The organism is Sporolactobacillus inulinus (assembly GCF_006539285.1).
Taxonomy (GTDB): domain Bacteria; phylum Bacillota; class Bacilli; order Bacillales; family Sporolactobacillaceae; genus Sporolactobacillus; species Sporolactobacillus inulinus.
Window position 1 is genome coordinate 1 of record NZ_BJMS01000135.1, and the last position, 5,922, is coordinate 5,922.

General features: G+C 44.3%; 5 protein-coding genes and 1 riboswitch. Of the genes, 3 read left to right on the forward strand and 2 right to left on the reverse strand.

What is annotated here, in order from left to right; translation table 11 throughout:
- Positions 1 to 245 precede the first annotated feature (245 nt).
- A riboswitch (SAM riboswitch) is annotated at positions 246 to 353 on the reverse strand.
- 52 nt (positions 354 to 405) lie between these two features.
- On the reverse strand, positions 406 to 564 hold the full coding sequence (locus SIN01_RS13625; protein ID WP_162198726.1) for an FbpB family small basic protein: 159 nt from the start codon (positions 562 to 564) through the stop codon (positions 406 to 408).
- Between the two features lie 228 nt (positions 565 to 792).
- Positions 793 to 3,855, reverse strand: a complete 3,063-nt coding sequence (locus SIN01_RS13630) for an MMPL family transporter (RefSeq protein ID WP_010027479.1) — start codon at positions 3,853 to 3,855, stop codon at positions 793 to 795.
- A gap of 345 nt (positions 3,856 to 4,200) precedes the next feature.
- On the opposite strand from SIN01_RS13630, the gene SIN01_RS13635 reads away from it, so the two are divergent.
- From SIN01_RS13635 to SIN01_RS15770, 3 genes are all read left to right on the forward strand, one after another.
- Positions 4,201 to 4,755: a TetR/AcrR family transcriptional regulator gene (locus SIN01_RS13635; protein ID WP_010027480.1), complete on the forward strand. Its 555-nt coding sequence runs from the start codon at positions 4,201 to 4,203 to the stop codon at positions 4,753 to 4,755.
- Between the two features lie 101 nt (positions 4,756 to 4,856).
- Positions 4,857 to 5,195, forward strand: a complete 339-nt coding sequence (locus SIN01_RS15765; RefSeq protein ID WP_307723003.1) for a LysR family transcriptional regulator — start codon at positions 4,857 to 4,859, stop codon at positions 5,193 to 5,195.
- Between the two features lie 25 nt (positions 5,196 to 5,220).
- Positions 5,221 to 5,745: a LysR family transcriptional regulator substrate-binding protein gene (locus tag SIN01_RS15770; protein WP_307723004.1), complete on the forward strand. Its 525-nt coding sequence runs from the start codon at positions 5,221 to 5,223 to the stop codon at positions 5,743 to 5,745.
- Positions 5,746 to 5,922 lie beyond the last annotated feature (177 nt).

A 5,922-nucleotide genomic window follows, 5' to 3' on the forward strand; every position in this document is an offset into this window, starting at 1 on the left:
GATTCTTGGCCAAGACACTGGGCTATTGGTTTGAAGAAGGGGAAAAATCCTATATTTTCTTATACTGTTAGAAAACTTGGCTTTGCAAAGCTCTGAAGGCAAAGTCGCCGCCCGCGACGGTCATGGACGCCCTAGTGTTCGGTGAGCCGCAGGACGCGGCGTTCTACCGAACCACTTACACTCGTTTCCTTAAGTGTAAAAAAACAAGCCTGACGCCGATGCGAAAGGTTTGCTGCGCTTGCCCTTTCTCATCTTCAAACACCCTTCAGTGTTTCTGGAATTGACACCGTGCATGCAATCATGCGGGTTGTCGGGGTTCATTGGGCCAGTCCCTCCTCCACTCTAGATAAGCATTCAGTATTCAATTCTCAACAAACACAGCATCCCGTTAAAATAGGCATTATTTTACCGCGTTTTACTTTGCGGCTTGCTGTTCACCCGTTTTGCCGCTCGTCTTTGGTCCAATTTTGCCTCTAATGCTTGCATCGCTGATTCTGTACTTAATAGTTCAGATATATTTTGCTGTACCAACTTATTAAAAGACACGAAACGCCTACGCACCATGATTTCCCTCCTCTCATCATTAATCCTAGTATTATTATATGTTTTAGGTGTTTTACACATTGTAATACAAATTGGCATCCGTATCAATAGTCATTCCTTAGCCGTTTATCCCCGTTCAGCCATCCCATGGCCCTAAACGTTTGTATCCTTGTACGAAAAAAATGCCTCATCGTCGTCGACTTTTGAGGCATCTTCATTTTTTATATTAAGTTCAATCGGTAAAATTTCTTATTCGTTTACTGCTGATTCCGCGCTCCGTTTAAACGTTGGCGGAGAATCAAAGAGTGAAATCATTGCCGGAACAAAGATCGGCAGCATAATGAAGCAAAGCACGATCAGACCGGTAATCACAGCCGTTGCTAGCTCAATAAGGAGTACAATTCCTGATGGCATCAAGGTTGCAAAGGTTCCTCCAAGAATGACGAAGGCCGATAAGATCACAGTGCCGACTCGTTTTGCAGCTTCGACAATCGCTTCCTTGCCCGACATCAGCGGATATTCCTTATAACGCGCGAGCAGGAAGATGCTGTAGTCTACACCCAGCGCAACGATCACGATAAAGGCGAAGAAGGGAACGAAAGAAGAGATCCCTTCTAAGCCGAGCATAGTGATGAACAGCGCGTTCAAGACAAACATCGCCGCATAGTATGCACCCATTAGAGACACCGTGATAAACACCGGGATCCAGAAGGAGCGCATCACAACGATCAGCACGAGCAACACGCCAATGAGTACGATAACCGTTAAGCGATTCAAATCTTTTGTCAGAACGTTGTTTGTATCATAGGTTGTCGAACTTGGGCCGGAAACGGCAACTCTCGCGTCAGCCAAATCCGTGCCTTTCACGCCGCTCCTCACCATCGCATTCATTTGTTTTATCGTATTTAAAGCGTTCTTTGAATACGGATCATTGTCAAGAATTACCGTGATCTTTGTAATCGTCCGGTCTTTAGACATGAACGCATCCAAGGCCTGTTGATACTGTTTATCTTTCAGTGCTTCATCCGGTATCGAGAAGGCGCGGTTTTCATTAAGCTGTGAAAGGAAAGCGTTGGTCTTTCCCAAGCCGCCCGATAGTTGATCCAATCCTTTATTCACATCGGCGAGCTTATTACTGAATGTATGGAACCCGTTAAGCCCATCTGCCAGCTTCTGCTGACCGGATTTCATTTGCCCCAGTCCGTCCGTTACCTGATCCATATTGGTGGCGATCTTGCCGATGCCTGAGGAGGCACTGTCAAGCCCGCTTTTCATTTTTTCAAGTCCTTCAGCCATTTTGGACAGGCCTGCACTCATCTCAGTCAGATGCGTGTTCGCCGTTTTGAATCCGCTCGTCAGTGTAGTGTAGTTCTTGTTTAATGCATCGATGCCTTCCGGTGTAATCTTGGCCAATGATGCAGACAACTGATCGATGCCTGCTTTTAATTGAAGATAATTTTGATCACCGGCAACTCCCGGACTGCTGTCACCGAGCGCCGATGTCAGCATTTGCATCTGTGCGAGTGCATTCTTGACGCCGAGCAGCGCCTTTGCAGTGTCTTGATAACTGGTACCCATTTTTGCATAGCCGGACTGCATCTGCTCATAGTTACCGGCAAGTGTGTTCACAGCACCGCTCATTTTTTCAAGATTACTTTCCATTTGTCCGATCCCATCACTGATCGTCTGTGATTGACCCGTGCCGCTGATCCCATTTTGGATTTGCTTAAGTCCGCTGGTCAGGGCAGTCATGCCGTTCTCAAGCTTGGCGGTTCCATCGACCATCTTATTGACTTGAGAGAAGTCAGCAGAGCCAAGCTTTTTCTGAGCCGTTTTCAGGCCGCCGCCGATTTGGTCGATCCCCTTCCGCGTCGCGGACAATCCGTCTGTCACCGACTTCGTCTGATCGCCGATGTAAAAGCCATTCACTTCTTGCCCCTGAGGCCTTGTTATGGAAGAAACTTGTTTTACGCCTTTAATTTTTTCCAGCTGTCCGGTTAGTTGATCGATCGCCGCCAGCGACTCGCCATTATCCAATGCTTTTTTATTCTCAATGACAACCGTTGCCGGCATCGCATTGCCTTTGCCAAAATGATCCGCCACAATATTCATCGCTTTAGATGAAGGATAGCTGTTGCCCAGTTCGCCGATCGTATCAAAGTTTAATTTTTCCTGATAGAAAAACACGGCCGGCACAATAAGTAGGGCTACCAGGATAACGGAGACGATCGGATGCTTGGTTGCCAGCGATGCTGTTCCCGCCCACATTCTGTTTTCTCCATGTCCCTTAGTACTTTTGGATGACCAGAACAGCTTTTTGCCAAGCAGTTTCATCGCAAATGGTGTTAAGGTGAGTATCTCGAGTAATAAGAACGCAACACCAATGACCACGACAATGCCCGACTGATAGATCGGCGATTGAGAGAATAGAAGTGCTGCAAAAGCGATAAAGACCGTCAGGATGCTGTAGACAATCGTTTTCCCCGCCGTTTGATAGGTCGAGACAATCGCATCGTCAACGGACAATCCGTTTGCCAGTTCTTCCTTAAACCGGTTAAACAGCAGTATATTATAATCGGTCCCAATGCCGAACAGGATCAGAATAAGCAGCATTTGCGTCAGACTTGTAAGCGGAAAGCCTGCTTTGTCAATCAACTGCGCTGCAATCCCCATCGAGCAAAGATAGGAGAACATAACCGCAAGTAACGAAATAACCGGTGTAACAATTGATCGGAACATAATGACAAGGACAATTAAGATGAACAGAACGGTCAGTGCCGCACTCTTCTCAACTCCGCCTTGAGATGCCTTTAAATAGTCATTATTAATGAAATCCTCACCGCTTAGGTAATGAGTGACCGTCACCTTGTCCAACCGCTGATCAATAGCTTTCTTAATGTCATCGATTTCGCGAGACTTTTTGTCTAATTTGAAGCTCACCATTACCGTTGTTTTATCTTTCGAAATCAGCGAACTTTTCGCTTCAGGTATGCTAAAGGGATCCATGATCTCGGCAACTCCGAGTGTATCTGCATCATCACGGAATTGTGCCACACCCTGCTCGATCTGATTCAGCTCGTTATTGGAAATTTTAGTCTTGTCATGAAAGACAATCAGGTTATTGGTTCCCTTCGACTTTTCCATTTTACTCAATATGGCGTCAGCTTGTACCGATGGGCTGTCTTCGTTTAATGCCTTCTGCCCTCTGTCTCTAAGAATGGCATTGATATCCGGCTGCATGGCAACGAGCACAACCGTTGCAACAAGCCATAAGCATAAAATGATCCAGCGCGCTTTAATGATTCCTCTCACTTCTGATCCTCCCTGTAAAAACTAAATGAATTTCACCTGCTCGCGATCATTACTCATAAGCAGAATCATCTTTTCTCGATCTAACATCTATGTTCAGCCATTTATTTATTTTGGAGAGGCAATGAGCGTAGAATCTCCATGGCGCATCGTTTAAATGCGTTCCTGACTTCTAAAAAACGCATAATTCTCCCTCCCAGAATCTATTGAACATCGTGTTGATTTGATATCACGTTGATAGTATAGTGAACGTAAACGTTAAGTTCAATATGTAATTTCTCGTTTTCTGTTATTGAATAAACAAACACATCACGTATTGTTTAATAAATGAAGGAAAAGGTGAATCTGATGGCGGGTACAAAGAATAACAGACGAACCCAATATACGATCCAAGTGATCAAGGAGGCCTTTATACATCTTCTAGACACGAATGAGCTCTCTAAGATAACGGTTACTCAAATTTGCAGGGAAGCGGATGTCAATCGGGGAACGTTTTATTTGCACTTTGACGACCCGCTTGATTTATTCCATAAAATTGAAGCAGAGCTTGTCGATCAAATCAGACCGATTTTAGCCATGCGTCCGCAAGAACAGCTTCATGATTGGCTAAAAAGACTGATTATTATATTAAAAGCTAACGAAGCAGTCAGCCGAATAATTCTGGCAAATTACCGTGACGGCATCATGATCAATGAGCTGTTTTCTGAAGTACAAGAACAAGCGATTGAGGAATTTAAAGAGGATTTTCATGAGCAGAATCCTCACATTCTAAAGTATTATTTTTCCTATTTTGTCAATGGTTCAATTAGCGCTATTTTAAGTTGGTTCGCAGATGAGGAAGATCAATCGATTGAGGGAATTACTAAGGCTTTAGCCAACGTCTTGTCGCGATCAACGGAATAATTTGAAGAGAGATTGTAATAGTAGATATCGATTAACAGAACAAAGGTGAATTCATATCATCATGAGCATAATGACTTCAAATGAAAAGTGGTGAAAATCATATGGACATGACCATTCAAAAATATATGGCCTTTGTCAAAACGGTTGAACTCGGCAGCTTTACCAAGGCAGCAGAACTATTTAACTATTCCCAATTCGGCATCAGCCGCATGATCAATGATTTGGAAAAAGAATGGAGCGTATCGCTTCTCAAACGTGGGCGCGCCGGTGTACGCCTGACTTCCGACGGATTAAAGCTATTGCCGTTTGCTCAAAATGTATGTAACGACTATCAGAAGTTGCAGACGCAGGTGGATGAACTGAACGGCTTGCAATCAGGGCTCATTCGGATTGGCACAATCTCAAGCATAGCAAACCCATTGGCTTCCAAATGTCATTAAAGCGTTTCAAAAGGACTACCCTAATATTGATCACGAACTTTTGTTAGGCGACTATACGGAAATTGAAAGCTGGATTTCAGAAGGGCGTGTGGATTGTGGTTTCCTCCGTCTTCCTACACACCCTGAGTTTGAAACACTATTTTTGACGCAGGATAAGCTACTTGTTGTTTTGCCGGAAGATCATCCGATGGCTGACTATGACTGCTTTCCTGTGAAAGCGCTATGTGATTACCCATTCATGCTTCTCGAAAAAGGCGCTAAAGCCGAAATATCGGAAATATTCGAAGCGTTTACCCTTAAACCAAACGTACATTTTACGACATGGGATGATTATGCCATCATGTCAATGGTCGAAAGCGGGGTGGGGATCAGCATTTTGCCGGAGCTCATTTTGCAGCGTATTCCCTATCGAATCATAGTAAAGGAACTGGACAAACCGGCATACCGTCAGCTTGGTCTTGCAATGAGAGATAAAAAATCTGCACCGCTTGCGGTTAAGCGATTTTTAGACTACCTGCAATTTAGGCACAACATTGGGAATGAACAGTAATGAAATTCTGGTTTACCTGCTCTTTGTTTTTTTGCATCCATGCAATTTAACTCATTTAGTTTTGCAAATAAAGTCAAGTTACAATCTCAACAAAGTCTCGTATCTACGTCATAATCCCCCCTTCATAAGAAAAACTGGGTAAAGAGCGCCTGATCCTTGCTTTCCGCAGGATGCGGT

Bases quoted from the DNA above. Each gene is read 5' to 3' on its own strand.
- SIN01_RS15765 (WP_307723003.1), top strand. From the start codon at position 4,857: ATGGACATGACCATTCAAAAATATATGGCCTTTGTCAAAACGGTTGAA.
- SIN01_RS13635 (WP_010027480.1), top strand. From the start codon at position 4,201: ATGGCGGGTACAAAGAATAACAGACGAACCCAATATACGATCCAAGTG.
- SIN01_RS13625 (WP_162198726.1), bottom strand. From the start codon at position 564: ATGGTGCGTAGGCGTTTCGTGTCTTTTAATAAGTTGGTACAGCAAAAT.